Below are 18995 nucleotides of genomic sequence, written 5' to 3'. Positions count from 1 at the left end.
CCCCCGAGGCGTTCGCCTGGTGACACGACGGCGCCCGCGCCCGGCCGGGTGCCGTCAGTCTCTGTGCGAACACGCGTTCGCTGCGGAGAGTTCAGGGCACCGGCCGGGCGACGGGCCGCCGTGCGGATCAGGCGTTGGACTTGCCGGTGACGTAGCCGTGGCAGCGGACGTTCGTGTAGAAGCGCAGTGCCGCGTAGCCGTCCGGAAGGACCGCCACCCAGCGCGGACTGTCCACGGTCTGCTCGAAGTTGCCCTTCCAGAGCGACCAGCGGCCCGCGTCGTCCTGGAGCTCGATGCGGATCCCGGCGACGGGCTTGTCGGTGTTGTCGCCCTCGGCGACCTTGAAGGCGAAGTAGAGGTTGCCCCACTTCATCGCCCCGCCGTTGGCCGGTTCGAGGGGGATGGTGGTGGCGCCGGGGGTGAACTCGTACGGTGCGAACATTTCGGCGTCTTCCTCGGGCGTCGGTGCGGCGGGCGGTGGTTCGTCGGGGTGGATGCCGGTGACGACGCGGTCGGCCTCGCGGAGCCGGAAGTTGTCCGGCCCCTGGCCGCGCAGCGCGTTGCGGCCCCGGAAGAACGCGTCGACCTGGTCCTTCGCGGACGGCGACATGGTCGGGTCTCCGACCGCGACGGCGTGGATGTGTTCGTCGGGGAACCCGTCCCCCTTCAGCCGGTTCCACGCCGCGAAGCCCGCCCGGCGCAGGGCCTTGACCTCGTCGTAGCCGACGGGGACCAGGTCGAGGACGCCGCCGCCGTCGTGGGTGCCCGCGCTCGCGCTGACGCCGGTGCTGAAACTGCCCTGCGTGACCCGGAACCTGCGGCCGAGGACCGCTTCGGCGGCCTGGAGCATGCGCCGGGTGCGGACGTTCATGAGCTTGCCGTACGTGACGCGCTCGCCGTCGCCGGCCTGCCACCCCGCCGCGGCGAGGTAGCCGTTGACCGGGAGCAGGACGGTGCCGCCCCCGGCCGCCGCGGTGGTGCCGGTCGCGCCTCCGGCGTAGGCGCGCAGCTCCGCGGCGGTGCCCGCGTACCAGTTGGTGTCGATGGGGTGCTCGCTGAACTGGTGGAACATCCACCGGGCGCGGATCCGCGGCTGCCCCTGGGCGACGTAGTCGGCGATCCAGAGGAAGTCGCCGTGGTTGTCGTCGGTCCGCTTCCACCAGTCGACGTTGGTGTACATGCCGCACCGGTGGTTCGGGAACGCGGCCTTCATGAGCCGGATGAACTCGTTCTTGCGGGCCGTGGCCGTGGCGTCCGAGACGTTCTGGTTGTACGGCTCGAAGTCGTACGCCAGCAGTTCCCCGGCCCGCAGCTCCTTGCCGACCTCGCGCCGGAAGTTCGCGAACTCCTCGGCGGGCGGTACGTCGCTGCGTCCGAAGTGGTAGTAGCCGACCACGCAGCCCTGGGCGCGGGCCTCGCCGACCTTCGCGCGCCAGTTGTCCTGCACGTGGCCGCGGCCCTCGGTGACCTTGATGAACACGAACTGCGCGTCGTCGGGTATCGCCTGCTGGTAGTCGGAGACGTCGTAGCCCTTGATCCCCATGTGCCTTCCCCCTCCGTCCGGGTGCGCGGACACACCGGGCATCGCCTCGGCCGGCGTCCGCCGCTGTCACCGTCGGAATTGCGTGCTTCACGCATCGTGGCACAGCGCCGCCCGGGCCCGCCGACGAACCGTGAAGTCGATCTTCCGCGGCCCGGCTCATCGTTCGGGCCACAGGGCGCGTTCATCCGATCGGGGGTCGTGGACGAGCCGGGTCTCGGTATCGAACACCCGCACGGGTCGCGTGGCCGTGTCGTACGTGGGCCAGCCGGGGTCGCCGTCCCTGGCGAAGGCGACCCACGCGGCGTGCATGGCGTCTGCCAGGGACTGCGGCGGGTTCGGCCCGGCGAGGCCGGTGTGTTCGGCGTGCCCGCTGTGTCCGGCGCCGTCGAGCCGGTCCAGGGTGTCGAACACGAATCCGATCTCCAGGGCGTGGCACGCGCCCAGTTCGTCGGCCGGTCCCGTGGCGCCGGACCGCCACGCGAACTCGTAGACCCAGGTGGCGGCGGCCCCGGCGCGGGCCTCCGCGACCCGGTACGCGGGCATCCGGAAGTACCCGTCGGTGGCGACGGCTGCGGCCAGGTCGCCGGGGCGGGCGTCGGGCCGGTTCGCGGCGTAGGCCGCGGCGTACGCCGGGTCGAAGCCCATGACGTCGAGGAAGCGCGCCGCGGCGTCCGTGGAGAGCAGCTTCGTCAGGCCGCCGGGAGCGAGGTACAGGCGGAACTCCTCGGTGTTGGAGCCGATGAGGACGTCGACGCCTCGTCCCGCACCGTCGCGGACCGCCTCGATCGGCGGGCGGGGGAGCAGGGTGTCGTCGCGGACCGGCATGAAGGCCATGCCGGAGCGGACCGTCGAGATGCCCCAGCGCCGCGGGTCCGGGAAGGCGGCCACGTGCGCGGCCACCTCGGCCTGCGCGGCCACGACCTCGGCCGGGCCGACGGCCGCGAACGCCTCGGCGGTCGGGGCCACGCCGAGGCGGTCGGCGACGGCGGCGGTCACCTTCGAGGCGTCCTCGGGTTCCTGGAGAATCTGCCCCGCCCCGCTCTGCGCGATCGCCCGGCGGAATAGCCCGAGGTCCAGGGCGAGCAGCGTGGTCACGCTCATCGCGCCCGCCGACTCGCCGAACACCGTGACGTTGCCCGGGTCGCCGCCGAACGCCGCGATGTTGTCGCGTACCCAGGCGAGCGCGGCGATCTGGTCGAGCAGGCCGCGATTGCGCGGCGCGCCCGGCAGTTCGGCGAAGCCCTCCACGCCGAGGCGGTAGTTGAAGGTCACGCACACGACGCCGTCGCGCGCGAACCCCGAGCCGTCGTACGCCGGTGCGGAGCCGGAGCCGTTGCGGAACGCGCCGCCGTGGATCCACACCATGACGGGCGCGGCCGTCGCCGCGGCGGGGGCCCAGATGTTGAGGTTCAGGCAGTCCTCGCCGTCGACGGCGACCTCCTGGAGCAGCGCGTCCAGCGGGGCGGGGTAGGGGGCCTTGGGCGCGGTCGGGCCGTACGCGTCGGCGTCGCGGACCCCGTCCCACGCGACCGGCGGCTGCGGCGGACGGAAGCGATGGGGACCGAACGGCGGTGCGGCGTACGGGACTCCGAGGAAGCGGGTGACGCCGTCCGAGGCGGTGCCGCGGAGTTTGCCGTACGCGGTGCCGACGATCACGTGCATCTCTCGCTCCAGCGCTGTGCGTCGTACGGGGCCGACCGGGTGATTTTCCCAGGTTGACCGAGGAAGAATATCGCGTACCGTTGACCGTCGTCAGAAGCGATGGATAACTTGACAGTGGACCCGCTGGCACCAGGACGAGGTGGCACGCATGGAACTGTCCCCTTCCGCACACGCGGACACTTTCTGCCGTGATCGACTACCGCCCACTGAACTGTGGCCCGAACTGCTCTTCGAACTGCCCGAATTGCGCTACTCCGATCGGCTGAACTGCGCGACCACCCTGCTCGACGACCGCATCGCGGAACACGGACCCGACCGCAGGTGCCTGGTCACCCCGCACGAGACGTGGACGTACGGCGACCTCCGGCTCCGGGCGAGTCAGGTCGCCCAGGTCCTCACCGAGGACCTCGGCCTCGTGCCCGGCAACCGCGTCCTGCTCCGCGGGCCCAACAACCCCTGGCTGGTGGCCTGTTGGTTCGGGGTGCTGCGCGCGGGCGGGGTGGTCGTCACCACGATGCCGCTGCTGCGCGCCCACGAACTGACCATGCTGGCCGGCATCAGCCGCCCTGTCGTCGCGATCTCCGACCACCGCTTCGCCGCCGCGCTGGTCGAGGCCGACACCGGCGCGGCCCTGCTCACGTTCGGCGGCGGGGACCCCGGAGATCCCGGAGATCCCGGAGATCCCGGAGATCCCGGAGATCCCGGAGATCCCGGAGATCCCGGGAACTCCAGGAACTCCGGGGCTTCCGGGGAAGGCGCGCGCGACGCGGGCGACGACCTCATCGCGCGGTGCGGCGCCAAGGACGGGGTCTTCGAGCCCGTCGAGACGGCCGCCGACGACGTGGCGCTCATCGGCTTCACCTCCGGCACCACCGGCCGCCCCAAGGCCACCATGCACTTCCACCGCGACGTGCTCGCCAACGCCGACACGTTCTCGCGCCACGTCGTGCGGCCGGGCCCCGACGACCTGTTCACCGGCACACCTCCGATCGGCTTCACCTTCGGCCTGGGCGGCCTCGTCGTCTTCCCACTGCACGCGGGCGCCGCGACGCTGCTGTTCGAGCAGGCGACGACCGAGCAACTGGTCGGCCTCGTCGAGGAGTTCGGCGTCACCGTGCTGTTCACCGCACCGACCGCCTACCGGGCGATGCTGACCGCGGGCCTGGCTGGACGCTTGGGCGCCGTGCGGCGCTGCATCTCCGCGGGCGAGGCCCTGCCCGCGACCGTCTGGCGGGACTTCCACGAGGCCTGCGGCGTGCGCATCATCGACGGGATCGGCGCCACCGAGATGCTGCACGTGTTCATCTCCTCCGCCGACGACGACATCCGCCCGGGAGCCACCGGCCGCGAGGTCCCCGGATTCCGCGCCGCGGTGCTCGGGGCCGACGGCGCGCCGGTGGCCGACGGGGAACCGGGCATGCTCGCGGTCAAGGGGCCGACGGGCTGCCGCTACCTGGACGACGAGCGGCAGGCGTCCTACGTGCGGGACGGGTGGAACCTCACCGGCGACACGTACATCCGCGACGCGGACGGCTACTTCTGGTACCAGGCGCGCAGCGACGACATGATCGTCTCGTCCGGCTACAACATCGCCGGGCCCGAGGTCGAGGTCGCGCTGTCCGGGCACCCGGACGTCGCCGAGTGCGGCGTGGTCGGCGCGCCGGACGAGGCCCGCGGCATGATCGTCAAGGCGTACGTCGTGCTGCGCCCGGGGGCGACCGCCGACGAGGCCACCGCCAAGGACCTCCAGGCGTTCGTGAAGAGCACCGTCGCGCCGTACAAGTACCCGCGCGCCGTCGAGTTCGTCGACGCCCTGCCGCGCACCTCCAACGGCAAGCTCCAGCGCGCGGTGCTGCGGCAGTGGGCCGCCGAAGGCCGCTGACCGCCCCCCGATGTCGCGTGCCGCTCGCCGGCCCCTCCCTCCCGCCCACCGCTCGTTCAGCGAAAGGCCAGCCCATGGAAGCCGGGAACCCCGCCTCCGTCGCGATCGAACGCCGCGTCGAGTGGTCGGACACGGACGCCGCCGGGCACTACCACTTCTCCGCCGTCCAGCGCTGGGCCGAGGCGGCCGAGGCGGTGCTGCTGCGGCGGCTCGGGTTGGACCACCTGTTCGGCAGCACACCGCGCGTGCACTACGAGGCCGACTTCCACCGGCGCCTCTGGTTCGGCGAGACCGTCACCGTCGAACTGCGCGTCACCAAGGTCGGCACCACATCGCTGCACTACGCCTTCGAGGTGCGCGGCAGCGAGGGCGTCGCGGCCACCGGGGCCGTGGCCGTCGTGCACTCGGCCGTGGTCCCGCGCGGAACGGCCGCAGAGGGACCCGCCAGCCGGCCCTGGCCGGACGACGTACGCCGCGCGCTGGCCCACGCCGGACCGCAGAAGCCCGAGACCTACCAGTGACCGCCCGGTACCACCAGGAGCCACCATGCTGAAATCCCGCCGCGTGCGCGTGGCCGTCGTCGGCGGCGGCCCGGGCGGCCTGTACTTCGCCGCCCTCGCCAAGCAGCTCTCCCCGGCGTGGGACATCACCGTCTGGGAGCGCAACGCCGCGGACGACACCTTCGGCTTCGGCGTCGTCTTCTCCGACGAGACCCTCGGCGGCATCGCCGACGCCGACCCCGCCGTGCACGCCGCGATGTCCGCCGAGTTCGCCCGCTGGAGCGACATCGACGTGCGCTACCGCGACCGCGTGCTCACCTCCGGCGGCCACGGTTTCGCCGCACTCGGCCGCAAACGGCTCCTCCAGATCCTCCAACGGCGTTGCGCCTCACTCGGTGTGGACGTGCGCTATCGCACCGAGGCCCCGCCGGTCGGCGAACTCGCCGCCGAGTACGACCTCGTGGTCGCCGCCGACGGCGTGCGCTCCGCCGTCCGGGAGTACTTCGCCGACGAGTTCCGCCCGCAACTTGACGAACGCCACTGCCGCTACATGTGGCTCGGCACCGACAAGGTCTTCGAGGCCTTCACCTTCATCGTGGCCGAAGGAGACTACGGGGCCCTCCAGGTGCACGCGTACCCGTACGACGCGACGCGCAGCACCTTCATCGTGGAGATCGCCGAAGACGCGTGGCACCGCGCCGGCTTCGCGGACATGGCCGAACTCGCCGGACGCGACGCCGCGCCCGGCAGCAGCGACCGGGCGAGCGTCGCGCGCTGCGCCGAACTCCTCGCCGAACACCTGGACGGCCACCGCCTCATCCCCGACAACTCGCGGTGGATCCGCTTCACCACGGTCCGCAACGCCACCTGGCGGCACGGCAACGTGGTGCTGCTGGGCGACGCCGCGCACACCGCGCACTTCTCCATCGGGTCCGGCACCAAGCTGGCCATGGAGGACTCGCTCGCCCTCGCCGCGTGCCTCCACGAACACGACGCGATCCCCGAGGCGTTGGCCCGCTACGAGGAGGAACGGCGGCCGGTGGTCGAGTCGACGCAGCGGGCCGCGCAGGCGAGCCTGGAGTGGTTCGAGGACATCGGGCACTACGTGGGGCAGCCAGCCGAGCAGTTCGCCTTCAACCTGCTCACCCGCAGCCGCCGGGTGACGTACGAGAACCTCAGGGTGCGGGACGCGGAGTTCGTCGGGGCCGTGAACGCCCGCATGCCGGCGGGGCCGACGGGAGCGGTCGGTTCTGCGGAAACCACCGTTTCTGACACGTCTGTTGGTTCGGCCGACACTTCCGGCACGGTGGCCCGGCCCTCGGACGCAACTGTGGCCGCCGCCGTGACCACCCCGCCGATGTTCCGCCCCTACCGCCTCGGCGGCGTGTCCCTGCCGAACCGCGTGGTCGTCCCGCCGCTCGCGACGTACAGCTCCGCGCACGGCCTGCCCGGCGCCTTCGAGTCCGCGCACCTGGGCGCGCTGTCGCTCGGAGGGGCGGGGCTCGTCCTCGCCGGTATGACCGCGGTCGCGCCGGACGGCCGCACGACCACTCGCGACCCGGGCCTGTGGAACGACGAACAGGCCCACGTCTGGCGGCAGATCGTCGACACGGTGAACGCGCAGTCGGACGCCTGCCTCGGTGTCCAGCTCACCCACGCGGGCGCGAAGGCGGCCCGCACCGTTCCCGACCCCGACGGCTCCAGTGTCGCCTTGCGCGACCTCGGCTGGCCCGTCGTGGCGGCATCCGCGATCCCCTGGGACGCGCAGAGCTGTACCCCGGCGGCCGCCGACCGCGCGGAACTCGACCGCATCCGCGACGCGTTCGCCGCGGCCGCGCGCCGCGCCGACCATGCGGGCTTCGACGTACTCGAACTCCAGTACGGGCACGGTCACTTCATCTCCGGCTTCCTCTCGCCGCTGACCAACCGCCGCACCGACGCCTACGGCGGCACGCTCGTCGACCGCCTCAGGTACCCACTCGAAGTCCTGGCCGCCGTACGCGAGATCTGGCCCGCCGACAAGGCTTTGGTCGTCCGCATCTCGGCGACCGACTGGGCGGACGGCGGCACCACACGCGAGGACGCGGTCGAGATTGCCCAGGCCCTGGCCGCCGGGGGAGCGGACGCGATCGACGTCTCCACGGGCGAGGTCGTCGCGCGCGAACGGCCCGCGTACGGCCGCAGTTACCAGACGCCCTTCGCCGACTTCGTGCGCAACGCCACCGGTATACCGGTGATCGCGGTGGGCGCGGTGTCGACCTACGACGACGTCAACTCCATCCTGCTGGCCGGACGCGCCGACCTGTGCGCGGTCGGCCGCGCCCACCTGTACGACCCGCTCTGGACCCTGCACGCCGCCGCCGACCAGGGCTACCACGGCCCGGGTGCACGCTGGCCCGACGCGTGGCGCCCCGGCAGCCGCAAGCCGCCCGGCGCACGCAGCGACCGCGTGCCGCCCCGGCTCCGGCTGCCGCGCGACGCCGAGACCCCCGTCCGACCCCGCTGGACGCCCGCCCGCCCGGTGCTGTCCGCAGCGACCGGCCCCTGACGCACCCGCCGCGGGCGCGGCCCCGAGGAGACCCCATGCAGAACCTGCTGGACCATCAGAAGGACGACCTGCCGCGCTTCACCGCCGCGGCCGTGCAGACCTCGCCGGTCTTCCTGGACCCGGCCGCGACCGTCGGCAAGGCCGTGTCGCTGATCCGCGAGGCGGCCGCGAACGGGGCCTCGCTCGTCGTCTTCCCGGAGGCGTTCGTCCCCGGATACCCGTACTGGAACTGGACGATGAACCCGGTGCAGGGCTCGCCGTGGTTCGAGCGGCTGTACCGGGCGTCCGTCGACATCCCCGGCCCGCACATCGACCGCCTCCGCGCCGCCGCCCGCGACGCCGGCGCGGTCGTGGTCATCGGCGTCAACGAGCGCGGCGCGCACAGCGTCGGCGAGTTGTACAACACCATGGTCACCATCGGGGCCGACGGCGAACTCCTGGGCGCGCACCGCAAGATCGTGCCGACCTGGGCCGAGAAGCTGACCTGGACGGGCGGGGATGGAAGCTCGCTGAAGGTGCACGCCACCCCCGTCGGCCCGCTCGGCGTGCTCGCGTGCGGCGAGAACACCAACACGCTCGCCCGCTTCACCCTGCTCGCGCAGGGCGAACTCGTGCACGTGGCAAGCTACATCGCCCTTCCGGTCGCCCCCGCCGACTACGACATGGCCGAGGCGATCGCGGTACGCACCGCCGCGCACTGCTTCGAGGGCAAGGTCTTCTCGGTCGTCTCCTGCTCCACCGTCGACGACCGGATCGTCGACGCCGTGGCCGGGGACGATGCCGCAGTCCGCGAGCAACTGCGGCGCAAACACAGCGCGTTGTCCGGCATCTTCGGCCCGGACGGGCGTCCCGTCACCGAACCCCTGGTCGACGAGGACGGCATCGTCTACGCCGAGATCGACCTCAACCGCTGCATCCAGCCCAAGCAGATGCACGACATCCTCGGCCACTACAACCGGTTCGACGTCTTCCGCCTGCACATCGACGACCGCCCGCGTGTGCCGGTCTCCTTCGCATCGGAAGGCGCCGCCCCGACGCACCACTTCAGCCGTCCCGCGCCGGCCACCACCCAAGCCGCCGATCCCGCCGGGCCGGGCCCGGCGACCCCCGAGGAGGGGTCATGACGACCCAGGACGACAACATGCTCGGCCGCGCCCGCGTCTCGGACACGCCAGAACTGGAGGCGTACTACGGTGAATTGGCCACGGCCGAGGCCGGTGCGCTGTGGACCGTCGCCAACAGGATCGAGCCCTGGTATCCGCAGCCCGCCTCGGTCCCGGTCCTGTGGCGGTACGCCGAACTCCGCCCCTTGGTCCGCAAGGCCCTCGACCTCGTCAAGGCCGAGGACGCGGGCCGCCGCGTCGTCATGCTGGTCAACCCCGGCCGCCGCGAACTCAGCGCCGCCGCGGGGCTCCTCTACACCGGCCTCCAGATCATGGGCCCCGGCGAGTCGATGACCGCGCACCGCCACCAGGCGTCCGCGCTGCGCTTCGTGCACGAGGGCACCGGCGCCTGGACCGTCGTCGACGGGGAGAAACTCCGCGTCGGCCCGGGCGACTTCGCGATCACCCCCAACGGCACCTGGCACGAGCACGGCAACGAGGGCACCGACGAGCCGGTCATCTGGCAGGACGGCCTCGACATCCCGCTCGTCAACGCACTCGACGCGGGCTTCTACGAGGTGCACCCCGACCTCTACCAGCAGGCCCGCCCGGTGCCGAACGAATCGGTGCTCACCTACGGCGGCAACCTGCTTCCGTACGGCGCGGAGAAGTGGGCCCGGCCGTACTCGCCGCTGCTCGCGTGGCCGTGGGAGCGGACGTACCAGGCCCTGCGCGACCTGGCGGAGGCCACCGAGGGATCGCCGTACGACGGCGTCATCATGGAGTACACCAACCCCGTCACCGGGGGCTCGGTCATGCCGACCATGGGCGCCCACATGCAGTTGCTGCGCCCGGGACAGGCCACCAGGGCGCACCGCCACACCGGCTCCGTCGTCTACACGGCCGCCAAGGGCCACGGCGTCTCCGTCGTCGCCGGGCAGCGCCTGGAGTGGACCAAGGGCGACATCTTCTGCGTGCCGTCCTGGGCCTGGCACGAGCACGCGAACCTCGACGAGTCGGAGGACGCCTGCCTGTTCTCGTTCAACGACTTCCCCGTCATGCGCTCGCTCGGCTTCTACCGCGAAGAGGAACAAGAGGGATAATGCGACTGATCACCTATGCCCCGACGGCACCCGGCAGCGCGCATGCGGACGAACGCCTCCGCCTCGGCGTCGACACGGGCGGCCGCGTCGTCGACGTCGCGGAACTCGCGGCCCACCACGGCGCCGCCGACCTGCCGACCGACCTGCTCTCCCTGATCCAGGCCGGGCCTGGCGCTCTCGACGCCCTGCGCGGACTGCTGGCCGACGTCCCGACCTCCGCGACGCGGCCGTGGGACGCCGTCGCGCTGCGTGCGCCGCTACGTCCCGGCAAGGTCGTCGGAATCGGGCTCAACTACGTGGAGCACGTCGCCGAGTCCAGCCGCAGCCTCGACACCGCCAAGGAACTCCCGGACCGCCCCGTCCTGTTCGGCAAGCCGGCCACCGCCGTGACCGGCAGCGGCCAGCCGATCCTGCACAACGCGAACCTGACCCGACAGCTCGACTGGGAATGCGAACTCGCCGTCGTCATCGGGCGCAAGGCCGTCCGCGTCGCCGAAGAGGACGCCTGGGACCACATCTTCGGCTACAGCATCATGAACGACATCAGCGCGCGTGACCAACGCCGGTCCGGACAGTGGTTCTTCTCCAAGGGCCAGGACTCCTACTGCCCGTTCGGCCCGGCCGTCGTGACCGCGGACGACGTCCCCGAACCGCTCAACCTCGACCTGTCGCTGACCGTCAACGGCGAGATCCGGCAGAAGTCCAACACGCGGCACATGCTGTTCGCCATTCCGCGCCTGATCGCCGACATCTCGTCCGGGATGACCCTCGAACCGGGCGACGTCATCTCCACCGGATCCCCCTCCGGAGTCGGCGCGGCCATGGTGCCGCCGCAGTTCCTCGTCCCCGGCGACGTCGTCGAGGCCACCGTGCAGGGCATCGGAACGCTCGCCAACCCCGTCGTCGACGCCCGCTGACCCATTGCCCGCCGCCCACCGGACGGGAGCCGCCCGCATGTCTGCACGCCCCCAACTCACGTACCGCATCGGCCAGATCGTGCCCAGCTCGAACGTAACGATGGAGACCGAGATCCCGGCCATCCTGCGCGCCCGCGAGCGCGTGGCGCCCGAGCGCTTCACGTTCCACTCCAGCCGCATGCGCATGACCCATGTCACCCCTGAGCAACTCAAGGCGATGGACGCCGACTCCGACCGCTGCGCCGACGAACTCTCCGACGCGCGCGTGGATGTGCTCGGGTACGCGTGCCTGGTCGCCATCATGAGCACGGGACTCGGCTACCACCGTGAGTCCGAGGCCCGCCTGCGCGGGCGTACCGCCGCCAACGGCGCGCCCGCCCCCGTCGTCACCAGCGCCGGCGCCCTGGTCCAGGGCCTGCACACGCTCGGCGCACGCAAGGTCGCGCTCGTCGCGCCGTACATGGCGCCGCTCACCCGGACGGTCGTGGACTACCTCGGACACGAGGGCATCGAGGTGCTGGACCACGTGGCCCTGGAGATCCCCGGCAACCTGGACGTCGCCGCCCACGACCCGTCGCGCCTTCCCGGCATCGCCGCGGCCCTCGACCACGCCGACGCGGACGCCGTGGTCCTGTCCGCCTGCGTGCAGATGCCGTCCCTGGATGCCGTCGAGGAAGCGGAACAGCGGCTCGGCAAGCCGGTCGTCTCGGCGGCCGTCTGCACCGCCCACCAGATGCTGCGCGCGCTGGACCTGCCCGCGGTGGCACCGGGCGCGGGCCACCTGCTGTCGGGTGCGTACGCGGACGCCCCGGCGGCCGGCTGAGGGAGGGGGAGCGGGCGGGAGATGACCTCGCGGCCCCGGGCCGCCCGCAACACCGGCCCTGGGTAGGATCTCCGCGGCACGATCCAGGAAGGCGGCCATGGGCGAGAGCGCGACGCGACCCGGTTCCCTCATCAACACCATCTACGGTGCGTTCGTCCGCCGTTGCGGCGGGTGGATCTCCATCGCCGACCTCATCACGCTGATGGCCGAACTCGACGTCGACGCACCCGCCGTCCGGTCCGCGATCTCGCGCCTCAAGAAGCGCGGCACGCTCGTCCAGGAGCGCCGCACCGGCACCGGCTACCGGCTCGGCGACGCCATGGGACCGGTCTTCGACGAGGGGGACCGCCGCATCTTCGGCAACCTCGAACCGGCCGCCCTCGCGGACGGCTGGGTCGTGGCCGTCTTCTCCGTCCCCGAGAGCGAGCGGGCACACCGCCACCAACTGCGCTCACGCCTGACCTGGCTCGGCTTCGGCAAGGCGTCGCCCGGTGTGTGGGTGGCCCCCGGACGTCTCCTGGACGACGCCCGCTCCACCCTTCAGCGCGTCGGGCTCAGCGACTACGTCCACCTCTTCGCGGGCGACTACACCGCCTTCTCCGACCTGCGCACGGCGGTCAGCGAGTGGTGGGACTTCAAGGCCATAGAGGACCAGTACGCCGAGTTCACCGTCCTGTACCGGCCGCTCGCCGAAGCGCTGTCCACCGGCCCGCCGGTCGGCCCGGACGCGGCCTTCCGCGCGTACGTCCCCATGCTGACCGAGTGGCGCAGGCTGCCGTACCTGGACCCCGGGCTGCCCACCGAGCTGCTGCCCGACGACTGGAACGCGGTCGAGGCCCGCCGCGTCTTCCAGGCGCTGCACAAGCACCTGGCCCCGCCCAGCCTCGACCACGTCCACAACGTCACGGGTCTTCCCGCGGAGTCCTGAGCACCCGGCGTCGGTACCGGGCGTGGACGACGGCACCGCACCCGCGCCGGGGGACCGCGCTTTTGTGGTGGGAGGGACCCGCCGCGACACCCGGGGCCTATTCCGCCTCGACCGCCGGATTGCCGCGCCTTTCCCTTCCGCCGCCCTCGAACCCACCGCCCATTTCCGGGATTTCCCGAATTCCCGCAACCCGGCCTCCGAAAGAGGCGCATTCGCCGCCGAAGCGGTGCGCGGTCGTCGATGCCCGCGCCTGAAAGTGCATCCCCACGAGCAGGACCCCCGCGGCAAACGGCAGTTCCGACCGGCGCAAGTCGGGGGCCTACCACAGCGGTGACGGGTTCCGGCCAAGATCGGAACGCCGTTCCCGATCATCCTTGCCGGGCGCCACCTGGGCGGAGCGGGGGTCGGGTCGACACGTGGCGACACCGAATTTTGGCCGGGCCGGGGTCGTTGCCGGCACCCCTACCCGGCGGTAGCCTTCAGCGCATGGCCTGGACTCCCTTGGGAGGACCGGCTGTTCGGCACGGGGACAGCACAGCGTCGGGTGAGTGGGCAGGTCCAGGCGCCCGAGGTGCCCGCACGGATGCCCCGGGCCCCGCACGCTCGGAGGGCATTCCGCGCTCCCGATCCCCGGCGCGACGATCGGTTGGACCGACGGAGGGGGCGCCGAAGTGCGGCACGACACCGAAGTGCGGCCATCCACCCACCGCAAACCCGACGCCGTGTCACGGGACACTGCCGCCCGCCCGGCGAACGTCAAGGAGGTACGCCGGTGACGGCCGAGGCGACGCCGCAGGATTCCGGCCACCCGCGCCGCAAATTGATCCTGCTGGTGATGATGCTGTGCATGTTCATCACCGTGATGGACAACAACATCATGACGGCGGCGTTGGCCGAGGTGCAGAAGGAACTCTCCGCGTCCAACGCCGAGTTGCAGTGGTCGATGGACTCGTACACGCTCGTGTACGCCGCGCTCCTGTTCACCGCCGGAGTCCTCGGCGACCGTTACGGCCGCCGCCGCGTGCTGATCGCGGGCCTGCTGTTCTTCACCGCCGCGTCGGCGATCGGGAGCTGGTCGGGCGATCCGACGCAACTCATCATATGGCGCGGCGCGATGGGCATCGGTGCGGCCGTGGTGCCGGGCTGCTCCCTCGCCGTGGTCACCAACGTGTTCCCCGAGGGCGAGCGCGCCAAGGCCGTCGCGATGTGGTCGCTGTCGGCGGGCCTGGCCATCGCGTCCGGCCCGGTGGTCGGCGGCGCGCTGCTCGGCGGGTTCTGGTGGGGCTCGGTGCTGCTGGTCAACGTGCCGCTCGCGCTGGCCGCGGTCGCCCTCATCGTGCTGTACGTGCCCGAGACCCGCGACCCGGCGCCGGGGCGTCTGGACCTGGCCGGCGTCGCGCTGTCCATCGCGGGCGTCGGCGCGTTGGTGTACGGCATCATCTCCGGCGGTGAACCGGACGGCTGGGTGCGCCCGATCGTCCTCGTCCCCATCGCCGCGGGCGTGGTCGTCCTCGTCATGCTGCTCGCGGTGGAGCGCCGCATCGCGAACCCCTCGCTGGACCTCTCGCTGTTCCGCAAACGCTCGTTCGCGGCGGGGTCGACCGTGCTCTTCTCCTCCGCCTTCGCGGTGCTGGGCGGCGGCTTCGTGATGGTCTTCTACCTCCAAGTCTCGCGCGGCTACACCCCATTGGAGTCCGGGCTGCTCATGCTCCCGGTCGCGGTAGGCGCGCTCATCACCGGCGCGCGCAGCGACGCGCTGACGGCCAAGTTCGGCCACGCGGCCGTCGTCGCGACCGGCGCGCTGCTGATGGCCCTGGCCCTGGCGTACTACGCCACGATCGACCGCGAAACGCCCTTGTGGGCCTTCGAGATCGGGCAGACGGTGACCGGGATGGGCTTCGGCCTGACGCTCTCCCCGGTGATCGCGGTGGCGCTCTCCGAAGTGCCGCGTGCCCGTGCCGGGGCCGGGTCGGCCGTCGCCAACACCATGCGGCAGACCGGCACGGCACTTGGCATCGCCGTCCTCGGGTCCGTGCTCGGCAGCGTGTACCGCGGCGAACTCGGGTCCGCGGGCGACGGGTTGTCCGACGACGCGGCGTCCTCCCTCAGCGGCACCCTGCGCGCCGCACCGGACCGCGCCGAGGCCGCGCACGCGGCGTTCCTGGACGCCCTGTCCGCGGCGATGTGGGTCGGTTCCGCGGTCGCCCTCCTCTGCGCCGCCATCGCCTTCACCTGGCTGCCCGGACGGCCGCGGGCCGCCGAGGCCGCCGCGACCGCGCCGGCGGCGCCCGTGCCGACGAACACCGGCTGATCCGGCGCGGGTTCGCACCGGGCCGGACCACCAGAACCACGCGGATCCGAGGAGGACCCATGCCCGAGCAGCACACCGTGCCCGTCGACCGCACCGATCCGGGAGGGTCCTGGGCCTGCGTCCCACACCCCGGGTGGCCCGCACACGGCGCAGACGCCGACGAGTTCGACACCATCGTCCGCGACGTCCGGACCCTGTCCGCCGAAGTGCCCGCGCGGAGCGCCGTCACGTGTGTGCCCGACGACCCTGAACAGGCGTACTCGACCCTTACCTACGGGGAACTCGACGCCGGGGCACGGCGGATCGGGGCCTGGCTGGCCGACAACTGCGCACCGGGGGACCGGGCCGTCCTGCTCTACCCGACCGGAACGGCCTTCGCCACGGCCTTCTTCGGATGCCTGTACGCGGGGGTGGTCGCCGTACCCGCGCCGCTGCCTCTCAACAGCAGTGGCACCCAACTGCGCCGCCTCCAGCGCATCCTGGACGCGGCCGGCGCGTCGATCGTGCTGATCGACGCCGACCACCTGCCGCTGGTCACCGACTTGACCGACGGCGGCGAACTGCGGTGTATCGCCACCGATTCCACCGTCGCGCCGCTCGGCGACGCGGGGGACTGGCAGCCCCGGCCAGTACGCCGACACGACCTGGCCATGCTCCAGTTCACCTCGGGCTCGACCACCGAGCCCAAGGGAGTCATGCTCTCGCACGAGAACCTGGTCTTCACGATCGACCTCATCGCCCGGTCTTTCCATTTGCCGCGGCGGATGAACACCGTGAGCTGGCTGCCGCTCTACCACGACATGGGCCTGATCGGCGGGCTGCTGAGCGCGATGCGCCGCGGCGGGCAGGCGGTCAAGATGACGCCCACCGCGTTCCTCCGGGACCCTTACCGCTGGCTGGAGTTGATCAGCCGTTACCACTCCGGCCTGAGCCCCGCCCCGAACTTCGCCTTCGACCTGTGCGTGCGGCGCGTCCCACCGGAACGAGCCGCCGAACTCGACCTGGCGAACTGGCTGGTCGCCGCCAACGGCGCCGAGCCGGTGCACGCGGGGACGATCGCCGCCTTCCGCGAGCGCTTCGCCCCGGCCGGGTTCCGGGCCGACACCATGTGCCCGTGCTACGGCATGGCCGAGGTCGGGCTGTTCGTCACGGGCAGCTCACCGGGCGACGACCCGGTCGTCACCGACGTGCACGCGGACGCCCTGGAACAGGGCGAGTTCGCGCCGGTGGCCGTCGGCAAGACCGGCCCGGACAGCGGTCCGCTGGAGGCATCCGCCTTCCGGGCCCTGGTCTCCAGCGGCCCCGACCCCTTCGGCTACGACGCGCGCATCGTCGACGCCGCGACCCGGCACGAGCTGCCCGACGGGCGGGTCGGCGAACTCTGGTTGCGCGGACCGGGCGTGGCTCTGGGCTACTGGGGGCTGGAGGAGGAGACCGCGGCGGTATTCGACGGCCGGACCGCCGAAGGGGAGGGGCCGTTCCTGCGCACCGGAGACCTCGCGGTGCGCGCCGACGGCCAGCTCTACATCACCGGGCGGCTCAAGGAACTGATCATCGTGCGGGGCCGCAACATCTACCCGCAGGACCTCGAAGCGCGATTCGCCACCGTGCACCCGGCGTTCGCGCCCGGCAACACCGTCGCCTTCGGCGTGCAGTGTCCGGACGGCGAGCACATCGTCATGCTCCACGAACTCCACGAATACCACGAACCTTCGGACTCCCGTGCGCTCGGACAAGCACTCGGAGGGGAAGATTCCCGTGCCTCCGAACGCCCTTCGCCTGACGACCTGGCAGGCGTCGCGATAGCCGACCTGAGCAAGTACGCCGGCGTCGCGGTCGCGAACGTATGCTTCGTCGAACCCGGCACCATCAAGCACAGCACCAGCGGCAAGAAGCGCCGCACCTACATGCGGGAACTCTTCACCTCCCGAGCCCTGCGCCCCCTCCACGAGACGCTGGACAGCCACGTGCAGGCGGGATACCGCTCGGACGTCACCTCGGACGCCTAGCCGGCCGGATCCACACGGGAAGCCCCGCACGCCGGGCGTGCGGGGCTTTTCGGCGTCCGGAGGACTCCGTCCGATCGACCGCGGTCACGACATCGCGGACTCCTTGCGGGTCACCGCGTGGTACTCCTCCGGCACGAACTCCTTGATGCGCCGGTTCAGTCGGACGAACGACCATGGCCAGATGGTGCTGTTGCGGCCGTTGCGGTCGATGTAGTTCCCGGTGCACCCGACCGGGTTGTACACCGTGGTGCTCATCGCCCTCTGAACCTCGGCGTTGTAGTCGTCCTGCACCCCCGCACGCACGTCGACGCTGTGCCAGCCCCGGTCGCGCATGGTGTCCAGCGCGCTGAGGACGTACCGCACCTGCGCCTCGATCGCGGCGATCGCAGAACCGGTGCCGGAGCCCATGTTCGGCCCCAGCAGCATGAACAGGTTCGGGTACCCGTGGATCGAGGTGCCCAGGTACGCCTCCGGGCTGCCCTTCCAAAGGTCTTCGAGCGTACGGCCGTTCTCGTCGCTGACCTTGGCGGCGATCTGCGGGTCGCTGTAGTGGAACCCGGTACCGAACAGGATCGCGTCCACCGCCCGCGACGTGCCGTCGGCGCCGACCACCCGGTCGCCCTCGACGCGCACCAGCTCCTGCGGAATGACCTCGACGTTGTCCGCGGCGACGGCCGGATAGTAGGTGTTGGACAGCAGCACGCGCCGGCAGCCCATGACGAAATCCGGTGTGAGGACCTTGCGCAGCGCCTCGTCCTTGACGCCCCTGCGGATGTTCCAGAGCGCGGCCTTCTGGAGCACCGGCATCGCCCGCGGGTGGCGGAAAAAGTAGCTCAGCGACTCCAGGATGCCGTACTGCACGTTCCGCATCGCCTTCTGCGACCCCGGATACCTGCGGTACAGCGCCTTCTCGAACTTCGACAGCGCGTAGTCCGACTTCGGCAGAATCCACGGCGCGGTGCGCTGGAACAGGTAGAGATTCTCGACCTGTTGCTGGACGAGCGGGAGAAACTGTACGGACGAGGCGCCCGTTCCTATGACCGCGACGCGTTTCCCCGCGAGATCGTAGTCGTGGTTCCAGCGTGCGGAATGGAAGACCTCGCCGGGGAATTCGTCCAGTCCCGGGATATCCGGGACCAGCGGCGCGCTCCACGGCCCGGTCGCGGTGACGAGGACGCGCGCGGAGTACGTGCCCCCGGTGGACTCGACCTGCCAGGCCTGCCCGTCCCAACAGGCTGACTTCACCTCTTCGTTGAAGCGGATCGACCGCAGTACGTCGAAATCTCGCGCGGTGCGCTCCAAGTAGTCGCGGATTTCCGGCTGTTCGCCGTAGGCCCGCTGCCAGTCCGGATTCGGGGCGAAGGAGAAGCAGTACAGCGAGGAGGCGATGTCACAAGCACAGCCCGGGTAGTTGTTGTCGCGCCAGGTCCCGCCGACCTCGGACCCGCGGTCCAGGATCAGGAAGTCGTACCCGGCCCGGCGCAGCCGCGCGCCTGCCGCGACCCCTCCGGGACCGGCACCGATCACCAGAATGTCCCCCACCGTTGTCATGACGCGAAGGTATTTTTCGCTCAGACCGGCAGTCAACGCGCTGAGTGTGCCTCTCCCGTGCCTCTCCCGTCCCCCTCCTGCCCCGTGCGGCAGCGGCCGTCCGGACTGTCCCGGA

At 71.6% G+C, this 18995-nt stretch carries 13 protein-coding genes; 10 read left to right on the top strand and 3 right to left on the bottom strand.

The window, feature by feature from the left end; all coding sequences use genetic code 11:
* Positions 1-127: 127 nt before the first annotated feature.
* Complete coding sequence (locus ACRX5S_RS05415; RefSeq protein WP_436771586.1) at positions 128-1543, bottom strand: glycoside hydrolase family 25 protein; 1416 nt, start codon at positions 1541-1543, stop codon at positions 128-130.
* Between the two features lie 156 nt (positions 1544-1699).
* Complete coding sequence (locus ACRX5S_RS05410; RefSeq protein ID WP_436771585.1) at positions 1700-3205, bottom strand: carboxylesterase/lipase family protein; 1506 nt, start codon at positions 3203-3205, stop codon at positions 1700-1702.
* Between the two features lie 148 nt (positions 3206-3353).
* On the opposite strand from ACRX5S_RS05410, the gene ACRX5S_RS05405 reads away from it, so the two are divergent.
* The 10 genes from ACRX5S_RS05405 to ACRX5S_RS05360 all read left to right on the top strand — a co-directional run bounded on the left by ACRX5S_RS05405 (position 3354) and on the right by ACRX5S_RS05360 (position 17329).
* Positions 3354-5087 (top strand): AMP-binding protein, encoded by a 1734-nt coding sequence (locus ACRX5S_RS05405; protein WP_436771584.1) that lies wholly within the window; start codon positions 3354-3356, stop codon positions 5085-5087.
* A gap of 74 nt (positions 5088-5161) precedes the next feature.
* Entirely contained in the window at positions 5162-5608 is a 447-nt protein-coding gene (locus tag ACRX5S_RS05400) for an acyl-CoA thioesterase (RefSeq protein ID WP_436771583.1), read from the top strand.
* A gap of 25 nt (positions 5609-5633) precedes the next feature.
* Entirely contained in the window at positions 5634-8135 is a 2502-nt protein-coding gene (locus tag ACRX5S_RS05395; protein ID WP_436771582.1) for an FAD-dependent monooxygenase, read from the top strand.
* A gap of 35 nt (positions 8136-8170) precedes the next feature.
* Positions 8171-9259, top strand: coding sequence for a carbon-nitrogen hydrolase family protein (locus ACRX5S_RS05390; protein WP_436771581.1), 1089 nt, complete (start codon positions 8171-8173; stop codon positions 9257-9259).
* The gene (locus ACRX5S_RS05385) at positions 9256-10341 is read left to right on the top strand and encodes a cupin domain-containing protein (RefSeq protein WP_436771580.1); all 1086 of its coding nucleotides are present in this window, start codon (positions 9256-9258) and stop codon (positions 10339-10341) included. Before ACRX5S_RS05390 ends, ACRX5S_RS05385 begins: the two co-directional genes overlap by 4 nt.
* Positions 10341-11258, top strand: a complete 918-nt coding sequence (locus tag ACRX5S_RS05380) for a fumarylacetoacetate hydrolase family protein (RefSeq protein WP_436771579.1) — start codon at positions 10341-10343, stop codon at positions 11256-11258. Before ACRX5S_RS05385 ends, ACRX5S_RS05380 begins: the two co-directional genes overlap by 1 nt.
* A gap of 37 nt (positions 11259-11295) precedes the next feature.
* The gene (locus ACRX5S_RS05375; protein WP_436771578.1) at positions 11296-12081 is read left to right on the top strand and encodes a maleate cis-trans isomerase family protein; all 786 of its coding nucleotides are present in this window, start codon (positions 11296-11298) and stop codon (positions 12079-12081) included.
* Between the two features lie 97 nt (positions 12082-12178).
* Complete coding sequence (locus tag ACRX5S_RS05370; RefSeq protein ID WP_436771577.1) at positions 12179-13009, top strand: PaaX family transcriptional regulator; 831 nt, start codon at positions 12179-12181, stop codon at positions 13007-13009.
* A gap of 772 nt (positions 13010-13781) precedes the next feature.
* Positions 13782-15320, top strand: coding sequence for an MFS transporter (locus ACRX5S_RS05365; RefSeq protein ID WP_436771576.1), 1539 nt, complete (start codon positions 13782-13784; stop codon positions 15318-15320).
* Between the two features lie 59 nt (positions 15321-15379).
* Positions 15380-17329, top strand: coding sequence for a fatty acyl-AMP ligase (locus tag ACRX5S_RS05360; RefSeq protein WP_436771575.1), 1950 nt, complete (start codon positions 15380-15382; stop codon positions 17327-17329).
* A gap of 84 nt (positions 17330-17413) precedes the next feature.
* Here ACRX5S_RS05360 and ACRX5S_RS05355 read toward each other — a convergent pair whose 3' ends face one another.
* Entirely contained in the window at positions 17414-18880 is a 1467-nt protein-coding gene (locus ACRX5S_RS05355) for a flavin-containing monooxygenase (protein ID WP_436771574.1), read from the bottom strand.
* Between the last annotated feature and the right edge of the window lie 115 nt (positions 18881-18995).

Origin of the sequence: Yinghuangia sp. YIM S09857, from assembly GCF_051388915.1 — a bacterium.
GTDB lineage: Bacteria > Actinomycetota > Actinomycetes > Streptomycetales > Streptomycetaceae > Yinghuangia.
The sequence above is the reverse complement of the archived record's forward strand: the minus strand, read 5'-3'. Positions and strand labels throughout refer to the sequence as shown.